This is a genomic window from Streptomyces sudanensis (genome assembly GCF_023614315.1).
GTDB classification, from domain to species: domain Bacteria; phylum Actinomycetota; class Actinomycetes; order Streptomycetales; family Streptomycetaceae; genus Streptomyces; species Streptomyces sudanensis.
On the sequence record NZ_CP095474.1, the window covers coordinates 2,152,214 to 2,177,365 of the forward strand.

The 25,152-nt window shown below is 76.1% G+C and carries 21 protein-coding genes and 3 tRNA genes; 15 read left to right on the top strand and 9 right to left on the bottom strand.

What is annotated here, in order from left to right; genetic code table 11:
• Positions 1-51: 51 nt before the first annotated feature.
• From MW084_RS09930 to MW084_RS09955, 6 genes are all read left to right on the top strand, one after another.
• A partial coding sequence (locus MW084_RS09930) for a hypothetical protein (protein WP_275563551.1) occupies positions 52-1,166 on the top strand: 1,115 nt, incomplete at its 3' end.
• 125 nt (positions 1,167-1,291) lie between these two features.
• Entirely contained in the window at positions 1,292-2,902 is a 1,611-nt protein-coding gene (locus tag MW084_RS09935; RefSeq protein WP_010470606.1) for a hypothetical protein, read from the top strand.
• Positions 2,899-4,236 carry an AAA family ATPase gene (locus MW084_RS09940; RefSeq protein WP_039829244.1) on the top strand — a complete coding sequence of 446 codons (1,338 nt, stop codon included), beginning with the start codon at positions 2,899-2,901 and terminating at the stop codon, positions 4,234-4,236. Before MW084_RS09935 ends, MW084_RS09940 begins: the two co-directional genes overlap by 4 nt.
• Before the next feature lie 328 nt (positions 4,237-4,564).
• On the top strand, positions 4,565-4,921 hold the full coding sequence (locus MW084_RS09945; RefSeq protein ID WP_010470611.1) for a hypothetical protein: 357 nt from the start codon (positions 4,565-4,567) through the stop codon (positions 4,919-4,921).
• A 481-nt stretch (positions 4,922-5,402) separates the two neighbouring features.
• Positions 5,403-6,134 carry a bifunctional DNA primase/polymerase gene (locus MW084_RS09950; protein WP_010470612.1) on the top strand — a complete coding sequence of 244 codons (732 nt, stop codon included), beginning with the start codon at positions 5,403-5,405 and terminating at the stop codon, positions 6,132-6,134.
• Positions 6,125-6,198 (top strand) — tRNA-Lys (locus tag MW084_RS09955). Before MW084_RS09950 ends, MW084_RS09955 begins: the two co-directional genes overlap by 10 nt.
• 103 nt (positions 6,199-6,301) lie before the next feature.
• Here the strand turns inward: MW084_RS09955 and MW084_RS09960 are convergent.
• Positions 6,302-7,546, bottom strand: coding sequence for a M6 family metalloprotease domain-containing protein (locus tag MW084_RS09960; protein WP_050986766.1), 1,245 nt, complete (start codon positions 7,544-7,546; stop codon positions 6,302-6,304).
• A gap of 545 nt (positions 7,547-8,091) precedes the next feature.
• On the opposite strand from MW084_RS09960, the gene MW084_RS09965 reads away from it, so the two are divergent.
• On the top strand, positions 8,092-9,783 hold the full coding sequence (locus MW084_RS09965) for a putative bifunctional diguanylate cyclase/phosphodiesterase (protein ID WP_420833761.1): 1,692 nt from the start codon (positions 8,092-8,094) through the stop codon (positions 9,781-9,783).
• A 225-nt stretch (positions 9,784-10,008) separates the two neighbouring features.
• Here MW084_RS09965 and MW084_RS09970 read toward each other — a convergent pair.
• The 3 genes from MW084_RS09970 to MW084_RS09980 all read right to left on the bottom strand — a co-directional run.
• Positions 10,009-11,079: LLM class flavin-dependent oxidoreductase (locus MW084_RS09970; protein WP_275563552.1), on the bottom strand; the 1,071-nt coding region annotated here is incomplete at its 5' end.
• A 243-nt stretch (positions 11,080-11,322) separates the two neighbouring features.
• Complete coding sequence (locus MW084_RS09975) at positions 11,323-12,006, bottom strand: aspartate racemase/maleate isomerase family protein (protein ID WP_010470616.1); 684 nt, start codon at positions 12,004-12,006, stop codon at positions 11,323-11,325.
• 685 nt (positions 12,007-12,691) lie between these two features.
• Entirely contained in the window at positions 12,692-13,525 is an 834-nt protein-coding gene (locus MW084_RS09980) for a hypothetical protein (protein WP_010470617.1), read from the bottom strand.
• A 554-nt stretch (positions 13,526-14,079) separates the two neighbouring features.
• On the opposite strand from MW084_RS09980, the gene MW084_RS09985 reads away from it, so the two are divergent.
• Together MW084_RS09985 and MW084_RS09990 are read left to right on the top strand one after the other, a co-directional pair.
• Positions 14,080-14,838, top strand: coding sequence for an IclR family transcriptional regulator (locus MW084_RS09985; RefSeq protein ID WP_010470619.1), 759 nt, complete (start codon positions 14,080-14,082; stop codon positions 14,836-14,838).
• 272 nt (positions 14,839-15,110) lie between these two features.
• Positions 15,111-15,184: transfer RNA gene (locus MW084_RS09990), tRNA-Lys, on the top strand.
• A 51-nt stretch (positions 15,185-15,235) separates the two neighbouring features.
• Here the strand turns inward: MW084_RS09990 and MW084_RS09995 are convergent.
• Positions 15,236-16,138 carry an SPFH domain-containing protein gene (locus MW084_RS09995; RefSeq protein ID WP_275563553.1) on the bottom strand — a complete coding sequence of 301 codons (903 nt, stop codon included), beginning with the start codon at positions 16,136-16,138 and terminating at the stop codon, positions 15,236-15,238.
• 1,763 nt (positions 16,139-17,901) lie between these two features.
• Positions 17,902-19,179, bottom strand: coding sequence for a peptidoglycan-binding protein (locus MW084_RS10000; RefSeq protein WP_029553500.1), 1,278 nt, complete (start codon positions 19,177-19,179; stop codon positions 17,902-17,904).
• Between the two features lie 168 nt (positions 19,180-19,347).
• Between MW084_RS10000 and MW084_RS10005 the strand changes: the two genes are divergently transcribed.
• A tRNA-Lys gene (locus MW084_RS10005) sits at positions 19,348-19,421 on the top strand.
• Between the two features lie 231 nt (positions 19,422-19,652).
• On the opposite strand, the gene MW084_RS10010 is transcribed toward MW084_RS10005, so the two are convergent.
• Positions 19,653-19,883, bottom strand: a complete 231-nt coding sequence (locus MW084_RS10010) for a winged helix-turn-helix domain-containing protein (RefSeq protein WP_029553501.1) — start codon at positions 19,881-19,883, stop codon at positions 19,653-19,655.
• A gap of 160 nt (positions 19,884-20,043) precedes the next feature.
• Here MW084_RS10010 and MW084_RS10015 point away from each other — a divergent pair, with 160 nt between their 5' ends.
• Positions 20,044-20,367, top strand: a complete 324-nt coding sequence (locus MW084_RS10015; RefSeq protein ID WP_010470624.1) for a hypothetical protein — start codon at positions 20,044-20,046, stop codon at positions 20,365-20,367.
• Positions 20,364-20,687: a hypothetical protein gene (locus MW084_RS10020; RefSeq protein ID WP_010470625.1), complete on the top strand. Its 324-nt coding sequence runs from the start codon at positions 20,364-20,366 to the stop codon at positions 20,685-20,687. The genes MW084_RS10015 and MW084_RS10020 overlap by 4 nt, the downstream gene beginning before the upstream one ends.
• A gap of 7 nt (positions 20,688-20,694) precedes the next feature.
• Here MW084_RS10020 and MW084_RS10025 read toward each other — a convergent pair whose 3' ends face one another.
• Complete coding sequence (locus MW084_RS10025) at positions 20,695-21,018, bottom strand: hypothetical protein (protein ID WP_010470626.1); 324 nt, start codon at positions 21,016-21,018, stop codon at positions 20,695-20,697.
• 172 nt (positions 21,019-21,190) lie between these two features.
• Entirely contained in the window at positions 21,191-21,970 is a 780-nt protein-coding gene (locus MW084_RS10030; protein WP_010470627.1) for an HAD-IIA family hydrolase, read from the bottom strand.
• Positions 21,971-22,426: 456 nt separating this feature from the next.
• Here MW084_RS10030 and MW084_RS10035 point away from each other — a divergent pair, with 456 nt between their 5' ends.
• Genes MW084_RS10035 through MW084_RS10045 form a run of 3 tightly spaced genes read left to right on the top strand, consistent with a single transcriptional unit; the run spans position 22,427 to position 24,959 of the window.
• Positions 22,427-23,167 carry an ABC transporter ATP-binding protein gene (locus MW084_RS10035; RefSeq protein WP_010470628.1) on the top strand — a complete coding sequence of 247 codons (741 nt, stop codon included), beginning with the start codon at positions 22,427-22,429 and terminating at the stop codon, positions 23,165-23,167.
• Positions 23,164-24,138, top strand: coding sequence for an ABC transporter permease (locus MW084_RS10040; RefSeq protein WP_010470629.1), 975 nt, complete (start codon positions 23,164-23,166; stop codon positions 24,136-24,138). The genes MW084_RS10035 and MW084_RS10040 overlap by 4 nt, the downstream gene beginning before the upstream one ends.
• Entirely contained in the window at positions 24,135-24,959 is an 825-nt protein-coding gene (locus tag MW084_RS10045) for an ABC transporter permease (protein WP_010470630.1), read from the top strand. The genes MW084_RS10040 and MW084_RS10045 overlap by 4 nt, the downstream gene beginning before the upstream one ends.
• Positions 24,960-25,152: the final 193 nt, after the last annotated feature.

The following is a 25,152-nucleotide window of genomic DNA, read 5'->3' on the forward strand; positions in this document are numbered from 1 at the left end:
GGGAGGGAGGGAGGAGGTCCGGTTGTCGGTGGCGGATGCGAGACTTCGGCGGTGAGCGATTCCCTGGGCAGCGGACCGCGTCCGGTTCCGCGAACTCCGCAGACCCCGCAGGCCCCTCAGGAGCCGGAGGTCCCGCGGCGGGCGGCCCTGCGGCGCCGGCTGGCCGAACTGCGCGGCCCCGACGCGGTGCCGCACCCGCTGGACGCCCGCGCGCTGGCCGCCCTCGCCGCCAACCCGGGCTGCCGCCGCCGCGCCCTGCTCGACGGCGCCGGGATCGACAAGACCGCGCTCGCGTCGGCGCTGGGCGCGCCCTCCGGGTTCGGGCAGTCGCAGTTCGCCTTCATGCGGGGCCACGCCTTCGAGGCGAAGGTCAAAGCGGACGGGGGCGCCGAACTGCTGCGCCTGCTGGGGGCGGAGGACCCGGAGGGGGCGCGTACACCCGACCTGGCCGCGGCCGGTCCCGAGGGGCGGGCGGCGCGGACGGCGCTGGCGCTGCGGGAGGCCACGGCGGCGGGCGGCTGGACGCTGCTCGACCATCCGCTGCTGGCGCTGGAGGTGGCCGGTTCGCCGGCGTACCTGGAGCCGGACGCGGTGGTGGTGCGCCCGGACGGCCGGTGGACCGTCGTAGAGGTCAAGTCCTTCCCGATGATCGACGGTTCGGCGGACGCGGCGAAGGTCGGGGCGGCCGCGCGGCAGGCGGCGGTGTACGTCCTCGCCCTGGAGCGGGTCGCCGCGGTCACCGGCGGGGCGGCGGTGGACCACGCGGTGCTGCTGGTCTGCCCGAAGGACTTCTCGAACCAGCCGACCGGCTCGCTCGTCGACGTGCGCAGGCAGCTCGCGGTGACGCGTCGCCAACTGGCCCGCCTGGCGCGCCTGGAGGACATCGCGGCGGCGGTCCCGCGGGGGGTGACCTTCGATGTGACGGCGTGTTCGGCGGAGCAGCTGGCGGCGGCGGTGGAGGCGGTGCCGCACGCCTACGCGCCGGAGTGCCTGGCGGCGTGCGAGCTGGCGTTCCACTGCCGCGGCCGGGCCCGCGCGGCCGGCGCGGTGGAGGCCCTGGGCCGTTCCGTGCGCGGGGAGCTGGGCGGCCTGACGACGGTGGGCGCCGTGCTGGCCGCGGCCCGGGGCGAGGCGGGGGACCCCGGCGATCCGGTGGTCGCGGCGCTNNNGCNGCGCGNCGNCCCNGNNCGCCGGNGNCGGTGGGCGCCGTGCTGGCCGCGGCCCGGGGCGANNGCGGGGGNNNCCNGCGNNCCGNNNGGNGGTCAGCGCGCGGCGGGGCGGGGGCGGCCCGGTGTCGCTGATCTCCACCCTGGCGCGGCTGGAGGCCGTGGAGGCCGGCCGGGCCCGCGCGCTGACCACCGTGCGCCACCGGCACGTGTCGGACCGGCCGCTGGTGTTCGTCCCGCTGACCACGTCCGGTGAGGCCGGCGCGCCGCTGGGCGCCCTGGTCGGCACCGACCCCGCACGGCCGCGGCTCCTCGTCGTACCGCAGCCCCGCGACCGGGACCTGCGGTTCGCGTTCCTCGCCGACCTGGCGGAGGCCGTGCTGCCGTACATCGACTCGTACGCGGACGCCGTCGAGCCGGTCGAGCGGTCCGAGACCGACCCGGAGACCGGCAGGAGGACGAAGGTCGAGGTCGAGCTGTGCCTGGACGCGCCGCAGCTGGTCGTGCCCAGCCGGGCGGGCGTCGAGTACGTGCGGCTGCTGGGGCGGTCCACCCGGTTCCGGCGGACGGCCGAGGAGGACCCCGGGGCGCCGTTCCCCGCCCCGCCGCGGGTGCCGCTGCTGGGCCGGTGGCTGACCCACTACGGGGACCGGGCGCGGGTGCCGGGGTCGTCGCTGCTGGTCGCGGCGACGGACCTGCTGAACCGGCACTGGGCGACCGGCCAGTCGTCCCTGGAGGACCAGCACCTGGGCGCGCTGCTCGCGTGGATCGACCCCCCGGCCGGGGAGTCCGGTGCGGCGGCGGCCCTGCGCGCGGAGCTGGGCCGGGACCGGGACGGGCAGCTGCTGTGCCCGCCGGCGGGCCCGGCGACCGACCCCGCGTTCGACAACCGGCTGCTGGCGCCCGCCGTCGAGCGGTACGACCGGGCCCGGCAGGCGCTGGGGTCCGCGGAGGACGGCGGGGCGGCCGACGAGCGGCTGGGCGCGCTGCACCGGGCGGAGGCGGAGGTCAGGCGGCTGGTCCTGGCGCAGACGCGGCCGACCTGGGACGCGGTGTGGCGGGCGCTGGAGCTGGTGCGGGAGCTGCCGCCGGGGCGGCACGTCGAGGACCGCTGGACGCGGGACCGCTGGTCGTTCACCGGGCACCGGGACCGGGTGCGGGCCGGCGAGCCGCCGCAGCCGCGCCGGGACGACGCGGTGACGGCGGCGCGGAAGCTGGCCGCGCGGGAGAGCGCGCAGGCGCAGCTGGAGGCGCAGGAGGCGCTGGACGACCCGCTGGTGATGGCGGGGCGGCGGCTTTCGGGCGAGGCGTTCGCCGGGGAGGTGGTGGAGGTGGTGATGGCGTGGACGGAGTCCAAGCGCCCCTCGCCGCGCCCCCTGGTGACCGTGCGGACCGACGACGCGCCGCACCTGGGCGCCGGGGTGAAGGCGTACCGGTCGCTGGACGGGCGCCCGCAGACGGCCGAGTTCGTCGGGTACGCGCAGGACGGCGGGGAGGCGGAGGGCGGCCGGACGGTGGTGCTGCGGGTACTGGACCGGATGGGCCGGTCGAGGGAGCCGGCGGCGGGCTCCGTACCGGAGGAGGGGGACCGGATCGTGTGGACGCTGTTCGAGCACGACCAGCGGGTCGGCCCGAAGCTGCCCGACCCGGAGGAGACGCCGTGGACGCACGGCGGCCCGCCCCGCCCGGACGCGGTGGAGGCCCCCGACCCCGTGACCCCGGAGGACGTGCTGTGAGGAGCGAGGTGCCCGACCCGTCGTCGGCGGCGGACGCGGCGACCCGCGGCATCCTGGAGGACACCCTCCACGGGGACGCGCGGGGCGTCGTCGTGGACTCGCCCCCCGGCGCGGGCAAGTCGACGCTGGTGGTGCGCGCCGCGCTGGAGCTGGCCGCCGCGGGCCGCCCCCTGATGGTGGTCGCGCAGACGAACGCGCAGGTCGACGACCTGGTGCTGCGGCTCGCCGGGAAGGAACCGGAGCTGCCCGTGGGGCGGCTGCACGCGAGCGACGCCGACGCCTACGACAAGGCGCTGGACGGCTTGGACAACGTCGTGAAGTCGACGAGGGCGGCGGACCTGGCCGGGCTGCCGGTGGTGGTCTCCACGGCGGCGAAGTGGGCCCACGTGAAGGGCGTCGAGCCGTGGCGGCACGCCATCGTCGACGAGGCGTACCAGATGCGGTCGGACGCGCTGCTGGCCGTGGCGGGCCTGTTCGAGCGGGCGCTGTTCGTGGGCGACCCCGGGCAGCTCGACCCGTTCTCGGTGGTGGGCGCCGAGCAGTGGGCGGGCCTGTCGTACGACCCGTCGGCGAGCGCGGTGTCGACGCTGCTGGCGCACAACCCGGACCTGCCCCTGCACCGGCTGCCGGTGTCGTGGCGGCTGCCCGCGTCGGCGGCGCCGCTCGTGTCGGCCGCGTTCTACCCGTACACGCCGTTCCGCGCGGGCACCGGCCCCGGCGACCGGCGGCTGGCGTTCGGTACGGCCTCGGACGGCTCGGCGGCCGACCGGGTGCTGGACGAGGCGGCGGAGTCCGGCTGGGGCCTGCTGGAGCTGCCGGCCCGCCACACGCCACGCACGGACCCGGAGGCGGTGCGGGCGTGCGCGCTGGTGGTGCGGCGCCTGCTGGACCGGGGCGCGGCGGCCGTCAGCGAGCGCGCCGAGCACCCCCTGCCCGTCACCGCGGACCGCGTCGCGGTCGGCACCGCCCACCGCGACCAGGCGGCCGCCGTCCGCGCGGCCCTCGCCGACCTGGGGGTGCCCGGGGTGACGGTCGACACCGCGAACCGGCTCCAGGGCCGCGAGTACGACGTGACGGTCGTCCTGCACCCCCTGTCGGGCCGCCCCGACGCGACGGCGTTCCACCTGGAGACGGGCCGGTTGTGCGTGCTGGCGTCCCGCCACCGGCACGCGTGCGTGGTGGTCTGCCGCGCGGGTGTCGCGGACCTGCTGGACGAGCACCCGTCGACGGAACCGGTCCAGCTGGGGGTGACGGTCAAGTTCCCGGACGGCTGGGAGGCGAACCACGCGGTCCTGTCCCACCTGTCGGAACACCGCGTGAGCTGGCGCCCCTGAGCGCCGGGGGCGCGGGGCGGGTCGGCGTCGCGGCGCCCTGAGTACGAGTCGCGGCGCAGGAGGCCGCGGCGCCCTGAGTACGAGGGGGCGCACGGGGCCGCACGCGGGCGCGCGGCCCGTACCGCGCTCCCGCGTGCGGCCGTACCGCCCCGGCGCCTTCCGGCGCACCGGCCCTCGCCGCGTCCGGGGCGGGCCGCGTCCGGCCCGCACCGCGTCGGGGGCGGGCGGAGGGCGCGGCCCGCACGCGGTCTTGCGGGAGCCTGGACAATGGGCGGTGGCCGCCCACCGGACGGGGGCGACGGCACGGCGAGCGGAATGGGAGTCCTCCATGGCGGAAACCGAACCGAGCGGGCAGCACCGGCGGCTCAGGCCGGCGCCCCTGCTCTTCGAGCCCGCGGAGGCCGCCGCCGACCCGGAGCACTTCTTCGACCTGGAGTCCATCGACGACCCCCGCGAGCTGCTCGCCCGGTCCACGGAGCTGACGGTCGCCTTCCGCGCGGCCGCCGACCGGGCCGCCGAGTACCAGGCGATCGCGGCCGCGCAGCTCGCGGACCCGCGCCGCTTCGACCGGCTGAGCACCGCCGACATCGCGGAGCGCGCGGAGTGGGGCGAGGACTACGCGAGGAAGATGGTCGAGTTCGGGCGGGACCTGCTGCGCGGCGGCGCCCGCAACGGCGACGACTGAGCGGGCCTCCCCGGCGGCGTACCGCGGGCGCACCGGCCTCCCGGCCCGCCCGGCCCCTTGCCCCGATCGCCTGCGGTCGCCCGCGGTCGGCCGCGGTTCTCCGAACGGGCCGGCCGGGCGGCGTCCCCGGGGGCCGGGCGAATCGGGNCGCACCGGCCGCCGGGCCGCGCCGGGCGCGACGCGCACGCGGGACCCGGCGCGCACGCGGGACCCGGCGCGCACGCGGGACCCGGCGCGCACGCGGAGCACACCGGCCACGAGGCGGCGCACCGGACGCCCGGCACAGGAAACACACCTGGCACGCGGAACACAGAAGGCCCACCCGGCACGCGGAACGCACCCGGCACGCAGGCCCCCGGGGTGCACCGGGCACGCGCCCGGCATATGCCGAGGGCGAAAGGTACTCCTTCCGTGCCCCACCTTCCCCCGTTTTCGGAAACTCCCTGAAATCGTCCGGTGACGGACGGTAAAGATGGCCGTCATGAGTACCTGGCTGCGAGACGAACTCCCTCCGAGCCCCGCTCCCCGGAGCCCCGCCCACGCCCGTGCGGGCGCCCGCTCTGCCGCCCACGCGCAGGCCCTCGCCGACGAGCGCCGCGCCGCGTCCTCGTACCGGCTGCAGGGCCGCCCCCCTCGCCTCACCCCGCGGATCACCTCCGAGGGCGCCGAGTGGCTCGCGTCCGCCTCGCCGCGCCCCGACTCCGCGCTCGCGCTGTGGGAGACCCGCCCCGGCACCCCCGCGGTCCTGCCCTGCGGTACGGCCTTCGACGTGGTGAACGTCCCCGCGGTCTTCGGGCGCCGCCTCCTGGACCGGTTGTGGGGCGAGGGACCCGGTTCCGGGCCGGTCGCCGCGCACCTCGGGCGGATGCTGCTGTTCGCCGCCCCCGGCACGAGCCGGCGGCTGCCCGCGCTGCTCGCCTGGGAGGAGTGGGGCGACGCGGTCCCGCCGATGCTGTGCCACGGCGTCGGGGACGCGGTCACCATCCCCCCGCCGGTGCCCGGCGGGGAGGAGGGCCCGCGCTGGCTCGCGGCCCCCGACACGCGCTCCCCCTGGCTGCCGGGCCCCGAGGTGGTGCTGTGGGCCTGCGTGCGGGTGGTGCGCACCGCATCCGCCCGGGTGGTACGCACCACATCCGCCGGTGACGTGCGGGTATCGATTTCTCCTGGCGCGGACGGGGGTGCTAATGTCTACGATGTCAGCACGCGCCGCTAGCTCAGTTGGTTAGAGCAGCTGACTCTTAATCAGCGGGTCCGGGGTTCGAGTCCCTGGCGGCGCACAGACGGAAGAGGCCCCTCGCGGAAGCGGGGGGCCTCTTCGCCGTCCGGGTCCTGACCCTGATCCCGGCCGGGTCACAGCCCCGGCCCAGGTCCCGGCCCCGGTCACGGGGTGATCCGCACCGTCCAGTCGCCCGCCTCCGTCCGGCGCAGGACCTCCACCCGGGTGCCCTCCCCCGGGACGGTGAGCGCCTCCCCCTCGGCCAGCGGCGCGTCCGCGAGCGGCGGGTACACGGAGCGGTCGTGGCACGCCTCCGTCAGCGGGTGGGCGTCCACCACCTCCACCGGCCCCGCGCCGGACTCCGTCGCGTTGCGCACCCGGTAGACCAGCACGCCCTCCATGCAGGTGTCCCGGTCGTTGCCGACCGCCCCGCGCGCCTCGAACGCGAGGGCGCTGCCCGTGCCCGTGCGGACCACCGCCAGGCGGGCGCCCGGCGCGGCGCGGCCGTCGTCCCGCGCCGCCAGCGGCCGGAGCGTCACCGACTGCGGCTCCCGCACGCAGCGCACCTGCCGGCCGCCGAGCCAGCCCAGCTTCCACTTGTGCCAGCCGAAGGGCTCCGGCGCCAGGGCGAACTGGCTGCCCATGACGTCCCAGTCGCCGACGTGGGTGTCCCAGTCGCCCTTGCCGTCCACGGGGCGGTTGTACAGGTCCGGCAGGTCGAAGACGTGGCCCGTCTCGTGCGCCAGGACGTTCCGGTCCGGCGGGTGCCGCTCGAACAGGGTCACCATCCGGTTGATGTCGGTGCCGTCGGCCCGCAGCGGGGTGTGGAGGTTCACGACCTTCGTCGCGTCCGAGTCGACGCCCGGCGCGTCCGGGTCCGCGACCAGGTAGACGATGTCGTACCGCGAGAAGTCGACGACCGGGTCCGCCGCGGCCAGCGCGTCCCGCAGGTAGGCGGCCCGCCGGTCCGCCGCCCAGTCCCGGCGCACGGCGTACTCCGTGGACGGCCGCGGCATCCGCAGCCAGCCGTGGTGCGGGTGGACGCGCAGCGAGAACCGCCCGTACGAGGCCCGCTCGAAGAACTCGCTGGTGCCCGGGAGGTAGTCGGCGGCGATCGTCCGCGTCGGATGCGCCGGCACGGCGTCCGGGAACGACAGGAAGACCATGACCGCGTCGAGCGCGCGCTCGGGTCTGGGGTAGGCGGTGTTCCAGGTGTCCAGCCCGAGGGAGTGGTGCGCCCCGGTGCGGGGCAGGGCGCACGGCCCCGCGAGGGGGTCGGCCGCGGCGGGACCCGCGGCGAGGCCCGTCGCGGCGATCGCGACGAGGGAGAACACCCCCGCGGCCACGGAACGCGGACCCGGCCGGTGCACCTCCCCGGGTGGTTGCGCGAACGGCTGCTGACCCTCCACGTCGGCCTCCGGGTGCGAGATACGGGACGTCTCCTCACCCTGTGCGGTTTTGTCGCCTACGTCCTGTTCCGGTGCACCAGTCGGGTGAGCGGTGACGCTCCCGGCCCCCTCGCCGCCTCACCGACGGTCACCTTCGGCCGGCGCTCGCCGGGCACCGCCACACCCGCGCAGAAACGATTGGCCGTGTCCGATGGGCGCCCCAGCCGTTGTCCAGAGGTCGAAGGGGTCACTGCAACGGCCCCACGGCGGCCTCCAGGATCGGCCCGCTCCCCGCGGCCGACCTCGCCCGACCACATCTGTACGCCACAACTGCCCTGCGGGAGCGAGCGATGAGCGGAACTCCAGAAGGACCGGGACACACTGCGGTCCCGCGGCCCTGCATCGCCTTCCACACGATCACGAAGCGTGACGACGGGGAGGCGGGCGACCGCGGCCACGGCGAGGACGCGGCGTGCTGCGACCCGCCCCCGCCCCCCGGGCCCGCACCCGTGTCCACGGCGGAACTGCGCGACGTCCACGCCGCGTTCAACGCCGCGCAGCTCCCCATGGCCGTCGTCGACACCGACGGCCTGGTGGTCAGCGCGAACGAGGGGATGGCCGCCCTCGTCGGCGCGGACACCGCGGCCCTGCGCCGCCGGGCCGCCGCCGACCTCGTCGACCTGAGCGCCGACAACCGCGCCTGGCACGCCTACCGCGAGGTGCTGCGCGGCCACCGCTCCCGCTTCCGCTGCACCCGCCGCCTCAAGCACCCCGACGGGCGGTCGCTGTGGACGGAGGTCACCGTCACACCCGTCCCCCTCAGCCGGCACGTGCTGCTGTCCGTCGCCGACGTCAGCGACCGCCGCGAGCTCCAGGCCCGGCTGCGGCACCTCCAGATGCACGACCCGGTGACCCGGCTGCCCAACCGGGCCCTGTTCTTCGAGCGCCTCACGGCCGCGCTGGAGAACTCGTCGTACGACTTCCACGACGCGCACGACGACGCGGGCGGCGGGACGGGCCGGATCGGACTGTGCTACCTGGACCTGGACGGCTTCAAGGCCGTCAACGACACGCTCGGCCACCGCATCGGGGACCATCTGCTCGCCGCCGTCGCCGCCCGGCTCACCGAGTGCGCCCAGAGCGGCGCCCACGCGTGCGGGGGCGATCATCTGGTGGCGAGGCTCGGCGGTGACGAGTTCGCGATCCTCGTCGAGGAGTCGACCGGCACGGAGCAGCTCACGGACCTCGCCGAGGCCGTGCTCACCGCCGTGCAGCGGCCCTTCGACCTGGCCGGGCAGCGGCTGTCGCTGTCCGCGTCGATCGGCGTCGTCGAGCGGCTCGCGGCGGGCACCACGGTCAACGGCCTGATGCAGGCCGCCGAGACCACGCAGTACTGGGCGAAGGCGGACGGCAGGGCCCGCTGGACGCTGTTCGACCCGGAGCGCAACGCCCACCGCATGACCCGGCAGGCGCTCAGCTCCACCCTCCGGCCCGCCGTCGACCGGGGCGAGTTCACCCTGGAGTACCAGCCGCTGGTGGGCATGGCGGACGGGGCGGTGCGCGGCGTCGAGGCGCTGGTCCGCTGGAACCACCCCCGGTTCGGACCGCTGGCGCCGAATCGGTTCATCGGGATCGCCGAAGAGGACGGCTCCATCGTGCAGTTGGGCCGGTGGGTGCTGCGGACCGCGTGCCGGCAGGCCCGCCGCTGGCAGACCGACCACCTGGGCGCGCGACCCCTGTTCGTCAGCGTCAACGTCGCCGTGCGCCAGGTGTGGGACTCCGACCTGGTCGCGGACGTCGCGGAGATCCTCGACGAGACCGGTCTCGCGCCGGGGCTGCTGCAGCTTGAGCTCACCGAGTCGGCGGTGATGGGATCGGCGGGGCGGCCCCTCCAGGCCCTGCAGGCCCTCAGCGAGATGGGGGTCCGCATCGCCATCGACGACTTCGGCACCGGCTACTCGAACCTCGCGTACCTGAGCCGGCTGCCCGTGTCGGTGCTGAAGCTCGACGGGTCCTTCGTCCGCGGGTTCCAGGACGAGACGCCCCCGAACCCGGCGGACGAGGTGATCGTCGAGGCGATGGTGGACCTGGCGCACCGGCTGGGGCTGACCGTGACGGCGGAGTGCGTGGAGACCGCCGGACAGGCGGACCGCCTGCGCCGGATCGGCTGCGACACCGGCCAGGGCTGGTGGTACTCGCGGGCGGTCGTCCCGGAGCGCATCGCCGACATGATCCGCGTCGGCACGGAGGGGAGCTGAACGGCGGGAGCCGGGCGGAGGGGAGCCGGGCGGAGGGGAGCCGAACGGGCCGCCGGGCCGGGCCGCCCGCCGAGCGGTGACCGGCGACGGAGGACGGCTGGGGTCAGGGGCGGCCGGGATCAGGGGCGGCCCCGGGGCCCTCTCGGGGNNNTTTTNNTGNNNATTCATCCACNGANNTGNGGCCTGCGGGGCAGGGGCGGCGCCCTACGGAGCCGGGGCGGCGCCCTACATCCCGTACGCGTCCGCGATCAGCTCGTACGAGCGCAGCCGCGCCGCCTCGCCGTGCACCCCGGTCGTGATCATCAGCTCGTCGGCGCCGGTCCGCTTCCGGAGGTCGTCCAGGCCGGCCCGCACCTCGTCGGGCGTGCCGTGGACCACGTTCGCCAGCCAGCCGTCGACGAAGTCCCGCTCGGCGGAGCCGTACGGGTAGGACTCCGCCTCCTCCGGGGTCGGCACCAGGCCCGGCCGCCCGAGGCGCAGCCGCAGCATCGACAGGGCGCCGCTCAGCGCCTGGCGCCGCGCCTCCCGCCGGTCGTCGGCGGCCAGCGCCGAGACGCCGATCAGCGCGTACGGGGCGTCGAGCGCGGCGGAGGGACGGAACGAGGACCGGTACAGGTCCAGCGCCGGGACCGTGTTGCGGGCCGAGAAGTGGTGGGCGAACGCGAACGGCAGGCCGAGCTCCCCGGCGAGCCGCGCGCTGAAACCGGACGAGCCCAGCAGCCACACCGGCGGCCGTCCCGCCGGGCCCTGCACCGGCCCCGGCACGGCGTGGACGCGGGCGTAGGGGTGGCCGTCGGGGAAGTCGTCGTCGAGGAACCGGATCAGCTCGGCCAGTTGCCGGGGGAACTCGTCGGCCCCCTCGTCCAGCCGGTCCGTGCGCCGCAGCGCGGCGGCGGTGGCGCCGTCCGTGCCGGGGGCGCGGCCGAGGCCCAGGTCCACGCGGCCCGGGGCCAGCGCCTCCAGGGTGCCGAACTGCTCGGCGACCACCAGGGGCGCGTGGTTGGGCAGCATGACGCCGCCCGAACCGAGGCGGATGCGGCTGGTGTGGGCGGCAAGGTGCGCGAGGATCACGGCCGGGGAGGAGGAGGCGACGCCGGGCATCGAGTGGTGCTCGGCGACCCAGTGGCGGTGGTAGCCGCGCCGTTCGGCCAGCCGGGCGATCTCCACGCTGGTGGCGAGGGCGCGGGCGGCGGTGGAGCCGCTGCCCACGGTGACCAGGTCCAGTACGGAGAGGGGGACGGGCGCCGTGCCGGGCGCGGCACCGCGGACCGGGTCGCCGCCCGCGGCACGACCGGCNGGGGTGGCGGGGACGGCACGNCNGTCCTTACTTGTTCGCGTACTAAGCNNGNNNNACCGGCGGGGGCGGCGCCGGGGTCCGTCCGGTCCGCCGCACNGCCCGCGGGCGCCGGGCCGGAGCCCGCGGGCCCGCCCGCCGTGGCCTCCGGCGCCGCCTCGCCGCCGTTCGCCTCGCCGCCGCTCACCTCGGGCCTCCCGCACCTGACGTCCTCACGCCACCGCGCAACCGGAGGTCCCGTTCGGTTATTCCCCGGGCTCCCACACGTCCCGCGGGCCCCGCCGGACGAACAGCGCGCCCAGCTCCTTTGCCCACGCCCCGTGCCGCTCCGCCAGCCGCAGTCCCTCCCACACCGTGACCAGCGTCCCGGTCAGCACCGGTTTCCCGGCCGCCGCCTCCGCCTCCGCCACCTCCGCGACGGTCGGCACGGCCGTGTCCGGGACGAGCACCGCCTCCGCGCCCGGGTCGTCGGCGGCCCGCACCAGTTCGGGCAGCGGCAGTCCGCCCGGCACCCGCCACTCCCCCACCACGGTGATCCCGGCCTCGCCCAGGAACCGGGCCGCCGCCGCGACCTCCTCGGGCCGCCCGCCGGCCACCACCACGCGGGTCGCGCCCACCGCGCGGACCGCGTGCGCGAAGCCGATCGCCGTGCTGGACGCCGGGATGCCCGCCGCCAGCGCCAGCGACCTGGCCCGTTCACGCGCCCCCTGCCAGCCCTGGGCGAACGACTCCCCCGCCGACGCCCACACCACCGCGTCGGCGCCGGCCAGCCGCAGCCGGTCCGCCCCGGCCGCGAGCCGCCCCGGGTCCGCGTCGGGCCCCCCGTACACGACGGGGTCGACGCGGACGTCGCCGTCCAGCAGCGTCTCGATGCGGCGGTAGTCGTCCTCCGGGTGACCCTCCGGGCGGAGAAGTCCGACGGTGGTCATGCAGGCCTCCTGTCTGGGGCGCCGATCGGGCCGGCCCTCGTACGGGGGCGGCCGGGCACCCTCGGTTCGTACGGCTCGTCGCAGGCAACAGGGAAGCAGGAACGGCGGGCCGCCGCCCCCCTCCTCGCCGCGGCGGCGCCCGGCGTGTCGGGGCCGGTCCCCGACCACCGGACCGCGCGGCTTCCCCGTTCGTGCGGGAAGGAGCGGCCCCACCCGGCCCCGTACGGGGCGGACGCGGCACGCGGGCAGGACCGGTATGCAGGCGGGACCGCCCCGGCGCCCGTTCGCGGGCCCCGGGTACCCCGGAAGGGGCTCCCCACTCCTCCCGGCAGGTGCTCCCGGACGTTCCGGCAAGCGCTCCCGGAGGACGGGCACCCCCGAGAGCGGGCGGTGCTCCCAGACCGGGCACTTCCCGAGGGGGCCCTCGGGGCGGGGCGGACGGAACCTCGACGCCGTGCCGTGCTTCCCGGCGCCTTCGCTGGCTGCCCGGGCCCCGAGGCCCCTACGGGGTCCTACAGGTTCTGGGGCTCCTGCGGGTTCTTGGGGCCGGCGGGATCGGCAGTCCCGGCAACCCGTAGGGGATGACAGACCCGTAAGGGACAACAAACCCGTAGGGGGCGACAGCCCCGTACGGGACGGCGGGCCCGGCGCACCGCACCCGGGCCCTTCCGGGGACGCGGGGAGGTCACGCCTCCAGGGACGCGGAGACCGGCGTCCGGTCGGCGCGGTACCGCACCGCCGGCCAGTAGCCCTCCGCGAAGTACTCCCCGGAGACGTCGTCGAAGTGCACCTCGAAGTCGCCGGTCCGGTACACCACTAGGCCGGCCGGCCTCAGCGCGCCCAGGAAGCGCGCCTTCTCCTCCGCGGGCTCCGTGCCGTCCGCCCCCCAGGTCCAGAGGAACTCCGTGCCGTCCTCCCCGATGGACCGCAGCGCCTCCGCCAGTTTCCCCGCGTGGGGCGCCAGTTCCGCGACCCTCCCGGCACCGGCGCCGTCGAACGACAGCCGCAGGGACCGGCCGCCGAGCGCGACGGCGACCCCGTAGTCCGCCAGGGCCTCGTCGAAGGCGATCGTGCCGAGGACCCCGTCCCGTACCGGAGGGGTGCGGTCGGGCGTCCAGTCGGCGTCGGGCAGCAGCGGAGTGGCGAGGAACGCCTCGGTCAACTGCTCCTCGTACGCCGGGTTGCGGTCGGGGGGCAGCAGCCGGACGTGCGACCTGAACTGCCCCGGGGTGGCCCGCACGGTGCGGCCGTCGGACGCGCGGAGCGTGAGGCAGGTCGCGTCGTGGCCGGCCTCCACGATCCGGAACGCGCGGGGCACCTCCAGCCGCGACACGATCCCGCCGCCCGAGGAGCCGACGACGGCCAGGACCGCCTCCTGCCCCCCGTCGGGCCCCGCCCCGACACGGAGGACGGCCGACAGCCCTCTCGCCACACAGAGCACGTCAGCGCCCCGCCGCAGGGAATCCAGGCTCGCCCGGTCCCCCCGCAGCGCCCGGGCGAAGACCTCCGGTCCGTACACGACGACCTCCCCGCCCGGAGGCTACCCACCGCCGGGGCCACCGGGGCCACCGGGGCCACCGAGTCATCAGAGCCACCAAGTCATCAGAGCCACCGGGTCATTGGGGCCGCCGGGTCATTGGGGTGCCGCGGGGCGGGGCCGGTCGCGCGGTCGGGACCGGCCCGGTACGCCCGATCCGTCCGTACGCGGCACCCGGGCCCCGCCCTCGGCGCCCGGTCCCGGTGCGGCGGGCGGGAAGGTCATCGAGCCGCGTCCTACAGGACGGATCCCGCCAGGGACATCCCGGACAAGGCTCCCGTGTCCGGCTCCGGGCACATGATCGAACCCGGCCCACCGAAGGCGGACTCCTCCGGTCCGGAACGCGAACGGACGCGCGGATTCCCCGGCACGGCCCTCCTGACCTGGGCTCTTCCCCACTCGGCGGTGCCTTCGGCGTATGCCCCCGGCAGCTCCGCCGGAGCGGGACCCCCGCCTCGTCAACCGGGGAGCCGCGAAAGGCTCTTGGCGGTTATCGTGGTGAGGAAGCTTGCGGTCACAACCTGGTGGGGGAAACCGTGGCGTTGAAACCGGAGCCGACCACGCCGTTCCATTCGGTGCAGTACGCCCTGCGCGTCCTCGAAACGGTGTCCCGGCACGGGGGCGGGGTCACCGAGGCGCAGATCGCACGCGAGACCGGGCTGCCCCCGGCGCACCTGACGCCCCTCATGCGGATGCTGCGCCGGGAGGGGTACGTGGAGCAGGTCGCCGACGGCGCGTACATCGTGGGCGACTCCCTGGTGCTCCTCGGGTCGGGCGCGACCCGGCGCGAGGCCCTGGAGACCAAGCTCCAGGAGACGCTCACGGAGCTGCGCGACTCGGTCGGCGCGGCCGTCTACATCAGCCGGTACATCGACGGCGAGGTCAAGATCACGCAGATGGCGGACGGGCCGCACACGCCGAAGGTCAACGAGTGGGTGGACTTCCGCTCGGCGGCGCACGCCAGCGCGGTCGGCAAGTGCCTGCTGACCCAGCTCGACCAGAACGGGCGGCGGGACCACCTGGCCCGACACAAGATCGCCCGGCTGACGTCGCGGACGATCACGAACGAGCGGGTGCTGTTCTCCAAGCTGGACAGCCAGCCGCCCACCGTGCCCGTCCTGGACCTCCAGGAGTACGCCGTGGGCACGGTGTGCGCGGCGGTGCCGCTGACGGCCGGCGCGTCGGTCGGCTGCCTCGCGCTGTCCCTGCCGATCGAGCACGCCCACCGGCTGCGCTCGGCGGCGGACACGCTGAACCGCAGGGCGGCCCCGGTGGGACTGTCGCTGGCCCTGTGAGGGGCCGGAGCCGGGCGGAGGCGTCTCCGGTGCGGCGGGGGCCAGGGCGGGGCCCTCTCCGGCGTGGGGGGATCCCGGACGGATCGGGTACGCCGGGCGGATCAGGTACGCCGGGGGCAGGCCGGGGCCGTACGGGCCGGGACCTGCGGGGACGACCGGGACCTGCGAGGACGACCGGGACCTGCGAGGACGACCGGGACCTGCGAGGACGCCGGTGCGGAGGGGTGGTCGGAGCACCTCCGGGGACCGGGTACTATTACTTCTGTCAGCAGGCGCCGCTAGCTCAGTTGGTTAGAGCAGCTGACTCTTAATCAGCGGGTCCGGGGTTCGAGTCCCTGGCGGCGCACAGACGGATGAGGCCCTTCGCGGAAGCGGAGGGCCTCATCGCCGTCCGGGGTCAGGCGCCCCGTTCCGCGCCGGCCGGCAGCGCGTGCCCGGTGTAGAACGCCACGGCCAGGTCCTTCACGAGGTCCCCGCGGTCGGTGTCGTCCGGGGGAAGCAGGCCCCGCTCGGCGAGCCGGCGCACCATGTCGTCCACGGCGTCCACGACCGAACCGAGGACCACGTCGCGGTGCTGGGCGTCGATCGCCGCGATCCGGCGGCGGCGCATCGCGGTCGCGATCTCCGGGGCGTAGTCGATGCGGACCGGCTGCACCGAGAAGACCTCGATGCCGGCCGGATCGCACTCGGCGGCCACCGTCCGCGTCATCGCCTCCCCCACCGCGTCCGCGTCCCGCAGGGTCGGGGAGCCGCCGTGGAACACGTCGGCGGGCAGCCGGGACAGGACGCGGGCGAGGGCCGCCTCCACCTGTTCGCGCAGGTACCGCTCGTGGTCGGCGACGGTGAGGGCCGAGCGGACCGTGTCGCCGATCCGCCACACCACCAGCACGACCGCGCGCAGCGCCGTGCCGTTCGCGTCGACGGCGGGCAGCGGTTCGCTGCGCCAGTGACGGAGGCGCACGTCGAGGCGGCGGCGCAGCATCAGCGGGTTCACCCACAGCAGGCCGGTGCGGCGCACCGTGCCCCGGTAGTCGCCGAACAGGGTGAGGACGGAGGCGTACCCGACCCGGCCGCGCACCAGCCCGCCGAACGCGAACAGCGTCAGCAGCACGCCGGCCGTCAGCAGGGCGACGGTGCCGGGGGTGAGGTCCCGGTGCGGCCGGAACGGCAGGCCCGGCAGCCGGGTCGCGTCCTCCGGCAGGACGCCCGTCCACCAGGCGAGGGCCCCGCACCCGGTGAGGGCCAGGACCCCGGCGGCCAGCCCCACCCAGCCGGGCAGGACAGCCGCCTCCCGCTCCACGGGTGCCCCCTCGGCCCGGACCGCCCCGCGCCGCACCCCGGCGTGCCGCCCCCGCCGGGAACCCTTCGTCCGCGTGCCGGGGTCCGGAGCGAGAGGGGCCGGCGTACCGGCGGTCGGGGCGACGAGGGTCGGCACGACGAGGTCCCGCGCCCCGAGGTCCCGCGCCCCGAGGTCCCGCGCCCCGAGGTCCCATGGGGCGGCGGACCCGTCACCCGGTGCGCTTCCGGGCCGCACGGCGGCGGACCCGTCACGGGCGCGGCGGGAACCCGTAGGGGTACCGCCCTCCGGGGCCGAGGGGCCCGCGGCGGAGGGGACCCGGGGGCCGCCCGCCNGGGGCCGNCGTCNNCCGNCCCGACCCGCTCCCCCGGCGGCCGGCGGCCCGTCCGTGAGGACGGGCACGCCACCGGGAGCGGCCCGCACGACCCCGGCGGCCGGCGCTCCGGAGGGCTTGGTACCGGCGGGTCCCGTGGTGGTGGGTCCCGTAGGGGTGGGATCGGTACCGGAGGGCTCGGTACTGGAAGGTTCCGTACCGGTGGTCGGCGTCCCGGTGGACACGGCGCCGGAGGACGCCGTATCGAAAGGCGCCGTTCCGGTGGTCGGTGTGCCGGAGGGCCCCGTACCGGTGGTCGGTGTGCCGGAGGGCCCCGTGCCGGGGGGCTCCGTGCCGGAGGGCCCCGTGCCGGAGGCGGGTGTTCCGAAGTGGACGGTTCCGGTGACCGGTGTGCCGAAAGGCAGGGGCCCGGTGGCCTGTGTTCCCGGGGACGCGGCCCCGGAGGGTACGGGCCCGGAAGGCGCGGCCCCCGTGGCCGGTGTCTCGGGGGCGGGCGTCCCGAGGGGCATTGTGCCGACGGTGGCCGGTCCGACGTACCCGTTGTTGCCACGGTCGCCGCTGTGACCACGGTCGCCACTGTGGCCGGTGTGGCCGCCGTGGCCGGCAGTGCCCGTGGCGGCGCCGGCCCCCGGGCCGGGGCCCGGCCCGTCCCCGTACGCGCCGGTGCCCGGGCTGGTGGCGGCGTGGTCCTCCGCGTCCGCCGACTGCCGCCGGGCCGGTGCGTTGGCATGCCCTTCCGGCGGCGGCTCCTCGCCGGTCGCCGGAGCGGCGTGCGGGCCGTCCGCGTGCGCGGGGGCCACCGTCCTCGGGGCGAGGGAGGGGGCAGGGGCGCCCCCGGTTTCGTTCGTCCTCCCCGCCGCCTCCGCCTCCGCCGCCGGACGGGGCGGAGTGCCGGGAGTGCGGGGGTCGGTGCCGGGTGTCCGCGGGAGGGAGGCCGGGGCGCCGCTCTGGGCGGATGCCGTGGCCGTGGTGTACGGAGCCCCCGGCCGCTCTGCCCCGGAGGCCGAGGTTCCGGTCGTCGGTCCCGGCCGCGCGGGCGCTCCGGTGCCCGTACCCGTGCCCGTGCCCGTTCCGCCGGTCCGTGAGGGGGGCGCGGACTCCCGGGAGGCGAGTCCCGCACCAGGGCGCTCCACCCCCGCCTGCGGAGCGGAACCCGCACCGGAGGAAGGCGCCCCCGCCTGCGGAGCGGAACCCGCACCGGAGGAAGGCGCCCCCGCCTGCGGAGCGGAACCCGCACCGGAGGAGGGAGGCGCCGGCTGCGGGCCGGGGTCCAGCCGTCCCCGCTGGGGGTTCTTCGCCCGCAGGCGCCTCCTCGTCGAGGGCCGGAACCAGGATTCCGTACGGGGAGCCTCGACCACGACGGACGGGGTCGGTTCGAGCAGGTTGGGTACCTCCCCCGGGGGCGGGGGCGTCCTGCGGGTGGGGTGCTCGGTCATCGGAAGAGCCGCCTCCATGTCTCCGGTCCCGGGTGGCCGTTGGCCGCGCCGCCGCGCCAGCCCTGGGCGCGCTGGAAGTCCTGGACGTTGCGCCGGTCGGCCTCGCTCCAGTGGCGGGCCGGTCCGGTGTCGTAGTGCCTGCCGTAGCCGCGCCTCACCAGCTGGCGGCCCAGCGCCTCGACGTGCTCACTGGCCCGGCCGGGCCGGAAGTGCTCCCGCCCCGGGTACGGGGGCGGCGACTGGCCCGCGACCGGCGGGATGTCCTTGCCCCTGCCGGTGACGAGCAGGCGCCACGTGTGGGGGCCCGGCAGCCCGTCCGCCTCGGCGCCGCGCCAGCCCTGCGCCCGCTGGAACGCCCGTGTCGCCCTGCGGTCCACCTCCGACCACCGGGGGTCCGGCCCCTCCGCGTAGAAGCGGGCACCGCCGCGCTCGGCGAGCATCCGGCCCAGGCGGGCGACGTGCGCGTTGACCGCGCCCGGCCCGAAGTGCCCGATGCCCGGGAAGGCCGTCGAGAGGGTGTCGCCCGCGACGACGCCGAGGCGCCGGTAGGCCACGTACCGGTCGGAGTTCGTCCAGTACGCCAGCGGGGTCGCCCGCCGGAGGGTGTGCGGCTTCGTCTGCTCGTACGCGAAGTAGTGGGTGCGCCGGTGGTCCGTCCAGCCGCCGAAGATCGTGACGTGGGAGCCCTGGGCGGGGGCGGCGGAGTTGTGGAACAGCAGGATGTCGCCCGGCTGGAGGTCCGCCCAGGCGATCCTGGTGCCGTAGCGGTGCAGGCTGCCGGTCCACTCGTTGGTGGGCAGGTTCCACGCCATCGAGACGTAGCCGGAGCAGTCCTGGCGGTAGCCGTCGGTCCAGTACCTGTCCATCGCGTACGGAACCTTCTGCGCGACCCAGCGCTCGGCCCGCTCGACGATGGCGGCGCGGGTGATCGCGGGCAGCGCCGTCACGGCGGAGCCGTCCGCCGGGCCGGCCGGGGGGCGGCCGTACAGCCCGGTCGCGCCGCCCTGGGGGGTGCCGGGGCCGGGCTCGCCGGTGTCGCGGCCCGTCCATCCGGCGGCCGGTCCCGCCGGTCCCGTCGGGTGGGCGGCGCCGACCGCGGCGGGTGTTCCGCCGCCCAGCGCCACGCCCGCCGCGGTGAACAGGACCAGGGCGCGCCGTGCGCCGGAGCGCACGCCCGCCCGTACGGCCCGGTGGAGCGCGGGTGCCCGCCGGGCGCACGCGGGGCAGGGGCAGTCGGCGGCCGGCTCGTACTCCTCGAAGGCCGGAGCAGTCATACGGTTCCCCTTGATGCTCGACGCGATCTCACCGTGCATACCGCATCTTGAACACCAAAAGGGAAAAAACGACCATCCGACAGGCGGTAACGGGCGGGAAAACCCGGACGGACGACCGGGTGGCCGAAAGCACCTCCCGGCATCGGGTAGAGTTCTCCCGGTCAGCAGGCGCCGCTAGCTCAGTTGGTTAGAGCAGCTGACTCTTAATCAGCGGGTCCGGGGTTCGAGTCCCTGGCGGCGCACTGATCAGCGGAAACGCTGTTCGCTCACTGACCTGAGGAGCCAGGCGGGACGACTCGTGGAGTCACCCGCCTGGCTCTTGCGGTTTCCCTCTCACGGCTTCCGGGGCCCCGGCCGACGGGCGGCTCTTTCCGGACACCTACCCGTCGGACGGCGCAGCGACCGCAGCCCGTCCGGCTGAGCGGCCGGCGGCGGGGCGGACTGCCCGGTGAAGCGGGTACGGGACGTGCCGCCTACTCGTCGCCCTTCACGAAAGAGCCCTGACCCAGCACGGTGTAGAGCCTGCCCTCCGCCCGCAGGGCGACCACCGCCTTCTGCGCCGTGGACTGGCTGACCTCGAACTCGGCGGCGATGTCCACCGTGCCGGGGAAGCGCTCACCCGGCTTGTATCTGCCCGCGTCCAACCGTCGACGCAACTCCTCGGCCACCTGCGGCCACACGGGAACGGAACGATCAAGATTCATCCCCCTACCTTGTGCGCATACACGAGATCCGGCTATCGCGCTACTGCGTTAGCGCGATTACGCAAGGGCGCGTACCGTGTGGCCGAACAGGAACAACGGGAAGACCCCGGCGAGGTGGACGGACCTCCCGGGGCATGACCGATCACCCAAGGAGTGACCGATGGTGCGAAGCCTACTGACCGCCCTCTTGGCTTTCTTCCTCCCCGCCCGTGGCAGGCGGCGCCTCGTCCCGCAGGCGCCGGGCGTCCGGGCACCGGCCGCCGGGGTACGGGCTCCGCAGGCACCGGCCTTCGGGGCGCCGGTCCCCCGGTACGCGGCGGACGCCGTGACGCGGCGGCTGATCACCACGTGCCGTGTGATCAGTGCGGGGAACCTGCGCCGCCGTCACGGGTTCGTACGCGGTGAGGATGTGCCGCTGGTCCGCCCGTACCTCGCCGCGTACGAGCGCGCCCACGGCATCCACTGGCAGGAGGCGGCGGCATGAGCGACGGTTCCGCGCCGGCCTCGTACGTCCGTCTCCTGCCGTGGAACGGCCCCGAGGGCAACCCGGCGCTCCTCGTCACGGACGGCACGGCCAGCCGGTTGTCCCTCCTGGCCGACGCCGTCGAGGCCGAGCAGATCGGAACGGCCGTCGCGGTGCTGGACCTGTCGCGCGCGATGCTCGACGCGCGGACGCCCGCCACGGCGGACGAGTACCACTTCGTCACGCGGCGCCTGGCCGAGTGCCTGACGGACGCCCTGCGCATCTGCGAGAGCCGCGCCCGGCGCATCCCGCCGTACGAGGACGGCAGCGAGTGCGCGTAGGCGTACGTCAGCGCCCGCCCGGTTCCGGGGCCCGGCCCCGGTGCGCGGAGCGGGCGGCGACCGCGACGGCGGCGACCGCGGCCAGGGCCAGACCGGCCACCGTGTGCCGGGTGTCCGGGTCCTGCCCGGCGACGCTGGGCGCGTTCGCCACCGCGCCACCGCCGCCGGACGGGGTGCCCGCCGTGGCGGAACCGGCCGGTCCGTGCGGTTCCGCCACGGCGGGCGCCCCGGCGGGTCGCTCGCGGTCGGTCTCCGGTGGTCCGGCCGCCGGGACGAGGACCAGTACGGCGGCCACGGCCGCGGTACGCAGAGCAGCCACACCCAGACGCATCGTGAACCTCCTCGGGAGAAGGGTCACCCGGATCGCCGCACCGCGCATCCGCAGGAGCGCGCCGTCACGCATCCGCAGGACCGCACCGTCGCGCGTCCGCAGGGCCGCCGCGACCGCTCCCCCGCCGGGCGGTGCGGGGCCGCGGCCCGCGCGGTCCGCGTCCGGAGGCGGTTCAGACCCGGTCGACCAGGTCGGCGATGGAGCCGACCACCGACGACGGGCGGAAGGGGTAGCGATCCACGTCCGCCGGCGCGGTGAGCCCGGTGAGGACGAGGAACGTCTCCATCCCCGCCTCCAGACCGGCCAGCACGTCCGTGTCCATCCGGTCGCCGATCATGGCGCTGGTCTCGGAGTGGGCGCCGATGGCGTTGAGGCCGGTGCGCATCATCAGCGGGTTCGGCTTGCCCGCGAAGTACGGGTCGCGGCCGGTCGCCTTGGTGATCAGCGCGGCGACCGAGCCGGCGGCGGGCAGCGGTCCCTCGGCGGACGGGCCGGTCTCGTCCGGGTTGGTGCAGATGAAGCGGGCGCCGCCGTGGATGAGGCGGATCGCCTTGGTGAGCGTCTCGAAGCCGTAGGTGCGGGTCTCGCCCAGGACGACGTAGTCCGGGTCGTGGTCGGTGAGGACGTACCCGATGTCGTGCAGCGCCGTCGTCAGCCCCGCCTCGCCGATGACGTACGCCGTGCCACCGGGCCGCTGGTCGTCGAGGAACCGGGCGGTGGCGAGCGCCGACGTCCAGATGTTCTCCACGGGCACGTCCAGGCCCATGCGGGCCAGCCGGGCGCGCAGGTCGCGGGCGGTGTAGATGGAGTTGTTGGTGAGGACGAGGAAGGGCCGCTCCCGGTCCCGCAGCCTCCGTACGAAGGCGTCGGCGCCGGGGATCGGCACGCCCTCGTGGACGAGGACGCCGTCCATGTCGGTCAGCCAGGACTCGATCGGCTTGCGCTCTGCCATGGGCGGGACTCCTGCCGTACGGGTGCCGCGTCCGCGCGCCGGGAGACCGCGACCGCGCCGTGGCGGACGCCTCCAGGGTAGCCGCGGGGGCCGGTCGCGGCCCGGGCGGCGGACCCGGCACGGAACGCGCCATACCCGCGCCCGAAGCCGGGTGTTCCGGCCAACTGCCGGTTGCCGGGTGGTCGGGATCCGTACGGCGACTTCATGCTGATCCACGACCGGGCGAAAGATCATCGGGGACCGCGCCGGCAGACACGGGGGACATCATGACGTTCGGATCCGCGGTTGCGGCCGTCAGCAGCGGCACGCCTGCGGCGATGCCGGTGACCCGCTCCTTTCCCGGGGCCCTTTCCGACAGGCGGGCGCCTTCGGTACGGACGGCGACCGGGCGGAGACCGCCCGACGGGCCCGACCGGCCGCATCGCTTACACGACCAGCTGAGGCAGCCACTTCGTGATGTTCCATGAACAGGAGCGGCAGGCCGTACTGGCCTGCCGCTCCGTCAGCAAGACCTACGGTTCGCAGGCCGTCGTGTCCGACGTGACGCTGGAGGTGGCGCCCGGCGAGGTCGTCGGGTTGCTCGGCGCCAACGGGGCCGGGAAGACGACCCTGATGCGCATGGCGTGCGGGCTGGTCAGGCCCACGGCGGGGTCCGTACAGGTCCTCGGCGAGCACCCGCCGTACTCGCCCGCCGTCGCCCGGCAGGTCGGCGCCGCCCTGGACACGCCGGCGTTCTACCGGTGGATGACCGGGCCCGCCCAGCTCCGCAGCCTGCTGCACTCCTCCGGCGTACCGGACCGGGGGCAGGTCCTCGCCGCGCTCCGGCGCGTCGGCCTGGAGGGCGAGACCCGCAAGCGCATCCGTGCGTACTCGCAGGGGATGCGCCAGCGCCTCGCCCTGGCCGCCGCCCTGATGCGCGGACCGCGCCTGCTGGTCCTGGACGAGCCGACCAACGCCCTGGACCCGCACGCCGTCGTCATGGTCCGCGAGCTGATCCGGCGGGAAGCGGACGGCGGTACCGCCGTGCTGGTGTCCAGCCACCAGCTCGACGAGATCCAGCGGGTCTGCGACCGCGTCGTGGTCATGGACCGCGGCACCGTCGTCGCCAGCGGGGCGCTCGGCGAGATCGGCCTGGGCGGGGCCGAGTCGCTGGAGGACTGGTTCTTCCGGATCAGCGGGCACAAGGGGTCCTGGTGACGATCTGGCACGTGCGCGCGGAATGGCGCAAGACCGCTTCGCGTCCGCTGACGCTCCTGCTGTTCGCGGTCCTGACCATCGGCTGTGTGACGACGGCGTTCTACGCCCAGGACTACTGGTCGGGCACCGTCTACGAGGCCCAGAACGGTCTGCGGAACATCGAGAGTGGCGAGTCGTACCGGAGCTGTCTGGAGCTCAACCCGAAGCTGGGGCCGGAATACTGCACCAGGATCGGGGAGATGGAGCGGCAGAATGCCGAGGAATGGGCGGCCCACTCGCGGGAGATGGCCGCCGAGGCCGCCCGGGCGCAGACCGTGCCCGGTGCCCTGGGCTGGGCCGCGCAGGCGTTCGCCTCCTTCCCCGGGCTGGTGGTCCTGGTGCTCCTCGCCGCGCAGTCGATGGGCGGCGAGTACGACGACCGGACCGCCGGGAACCTCCTGCTGGCCGACCCGCGCATCCGGACGCACATCCTGGCCAAGGCCACCGCGCTGTGGCTCACCACCGTCGCAGCCCTGTGCTGCGCCGGAGCGGCCGTCGCCGTGTTCGGCCTGACCAAGGGCCGTACGGACTATCCGCTTCACGCGTTCCACCTCCCACCGGGCGAGGATCTCCCCCACGGGCTGCGCCTCTGGGGCGGTGCCCTGGCCGTCACGGCCGTGTGGAGCCTCGCCGCCGTCGCGCTGGCCGCACTGGCGCGCGGCCGGGCGGGCGGGATCGCGCGGTCCGGGGCCCTGCTCGTCCTCCTCATGCTCGGCTCGGGAGTCACCTGGCTGTGGGGCTGGCTGCCCGGCGGCGTCGCCGCCGACGTGATGGCCTTCCACCCCGGCGACGTGCTGTGGAACGTCTGGTGGGGTCCGGAGCCCGGCGACACCGTCCCCCTGCTGCTGCGGGCTCTGCCCACTCTGCTGGTCACTGTTTTGGGGATCCGGTGGATCATGCGCGCCGCCGGGCGCGGGAACGAGGTCACATGACCGGCTGGTTCACCTGCTGGTACGCCGAGCTGCGCAAGGCCGTCCTGTCCCCGGTCGTCCTCCTCTCGGCCGTCGGCGCGGCGCTGCTCGCGGTGGTGACGGGCCTGTACGGCTTCCGGCACGCCCACCGGCACTTCGAGGACGGCGCCCCCGCCACGTACGTCGACGAGCCGGCGGGCGCCCTGTGGGCGGCGGCCCAGCACTCCGGGACCTTCGTCGGCCTGGTGGTCGCCGGTGCGCTGGCGGGCGCGCTGTACGCGGTCGAGTGCGAGTCCGGCATGTGGCCGTCGCTGTTGACGGCCCGGCCGGGACGGGTCCGGCTGCTCGCGGTGAAGGCGGCGGTCGCCCTGCTGCTGACGACCGCGTTCACGGTCGTCCTGGCCGTCGTGCTGTTCGCCGCGGGCCGGACGGCCGCCGGGGTGACGGGCTTCGCCACGAGCGGCGGCCCCGGCTGGGGGGCGGCCGCGCAGGCCGTGGCCAGGTCCCTGCTGGTCCAGACCCTCTTCGTCGCGGTCGCCTTCGCGGCGGCCTCCCTCACCCGCAGGACCGTCGGGACGATGGCGGGCACGCTCGGGCCGGTGATCGTGCTCGCCCCGATCGTGGGCATCGAGGACCTCGCCCCACTGCACCCGCAGACCTGGGTGGCCGCGTGGCTGCGGCTTCCGGACGAGGCGCAGTACTCCCTCTACCTGTGGACGAGGGAACCGTCGCCGGGGGCGGGCACACCGGGCGTGGCGGCGCTGCTGGCGCTCGCCGCCGTCCACCTCGGCGTCCTGGCCCTCGCCGTCAGGGGCGACCGGCTGTTCCGCCCCGCCGACTGACCGTTCCGCCGACTGACCGCCCCGCCGACTGGCCGCTTCGTGGGCGGCGGGGTTTCAGCGCCGGGGCGGGCCCGGCCGGGGTCGCTGACGGGGGNGGGTGAGGTGGAGGGAGAGCGCGCCGAGGAGGAGGCAGGCGGCGGCCGTCGCGGCCACGGGGAGGAGGTGGGACGCGGTGGGGCGGCCCGTGCCGGCC

What these genes read in the sequence shown, in the direction of transcription:
- MW084_RS09945 (WP_010470611.1), top strand. Translation starts at nt 4,565, where the DNA reads ATGGCGGAAACCGAACCGAGCGGGCAGCACCGGCGGCTCAGGCCGGCG.
- MW084_RS09950 (WP_010470612.1), top strand. Translation starts at nt 5,403, where the DNA reads ATGAGTACCTGGCTGCGAGACGAACTCCCTCCGAGCCCCGCTCCCCGG.
- MW084_RS09965 (WP_420833761.1), top strand. Translation starts at nt 8,092, where the DNA reads ATGGCCGTCGTCGACACCGACGGCCTGGTGGTCAGCGCGAACGAGGGG.
- MW084_RS09975 (WP_010470616.1), bottom strand. Translation starts at nt 12,006, where the DNA reads ATGACCACCGTCGGACTTCTCCGCCCGGAGGGTCACCCGGAGGACGAC.
- MW084_RS10000 (WP_029553500.1), bottom strand. Translation starts at nt 19,179, where the DNA reads ATGACTGCTCCGGCCTTCGAGGAGTACGAGCCGGCCGCCGACTGCCCC.
- MW084_RS10010 (WP_029553501.1), bottom strand. Translation starts at nt 19,883, where the DNA reads ATGAATCTTGATCGTTCCGTTCCCGTGTGGCCGCAGGTGGCCGAGGAG.
- MW084_RS10015 (WP_010470624.1), top strand. Translation starts at nt 20,044, where the DNA reads ATGGTGCGAAGCCTACTGACCGCCCTCTTGGCTTTCTTCCTCCCCGCC.
- MW084_RS10020 (WP_010470625.1), top strand. Translation starts at nt 20,364, where the DNA reads ATGAGCGACGGTTCCGCGCCGGCCTCGTACGTCCGTCTCCTGCCGTGG.
- MW084_RS10025 (WP_010470626.1), bottom strand. Translation starts at nt 21,018, where the DNA reads ATGCGTCTGGGTGTGGCTGCTCTGCGTACCGCGGCCGTGGCCGCCGTA.
- MW084_RS10030 (WP_010470627.1), bottom strand. Translation starts at nt 21,970, where the DNA reads ATGGCAGAGCGCAAGCCGATCGAGTCCTGGCTGACCGACATGGACGGC.
- MW084_RS10035 (WP_010470628.1), top strand. Translation starts at nt 22,427, where the DNA reads ATGTTCCATGAACAGGAGCGGCAGGCCGTACTGGCCTGCCGCTCCGTC.
- MW084_RS10045 (WP_010470630.1), top strand. Translation starts at nt 24,135, where the DNA reads ATGACCGGCTGGTTCACCTGCTGGTACGCCGAGCTGCGCAAGGCCGTC.